We start from the raw sequence: 310 nt of genomic DNA, 5'->3' as shown, positions 1-310 counted from the left end.
TATTCGACCTTTCTCAAGGAATGACGTTATACCCGCAAGAGCTGATCAATGTTCGCTTCTCAGGCGAAACAGACCCAATGCAATTGGATGTGGTTCAACAATCTGTTGTGCAAGCAGAGCAAGAACTGGGTGATAAGGGACGTGTGCTTCTGCGTAAATCAGGTACTGAGCCTTTAATTCGCGTAATGGTAGAGGGTGAAGATGGAGAGTTAGTGCTTAAGCTGGCAAACCGTATCGCCGATACAGTTCGTGAACACTGCTAAAAGTCATTAAAAAGCTAAACACTAGATACAAAAACGGCCATCATCTG

At 44.5% G+C, this 310-nt stretch carries 1 pseudogene; it reads left to right on the top strand.

Going from position 1 to position 310, the window contains the following annotated elements:
- Positions 1-263 (top strand): annotated as a pseudogene (glmM, locus tag AB4585_RS27630) (phosphoglucosamine mutase); the annotation flags it as partial.
- Positions 264-310 lie beyond the last annotated feature (47 nt).

Origin of the sequence: Vibrio sp. 10N.222.49.C9 (assembly GCF_041474985.1) — a bacterium.
GTDB lineage: Bacteria > Pseudomonadota > Gammaproteobacteria > Enterobacterales > Vibrionaceae > Vibrio > Vibrio crassostreae_C.
The sequence above is the reverse complement of the archived record's forward strand: the minus strand, read 5'-3'. Positions and strand labels throughout refer to the sequence as shown.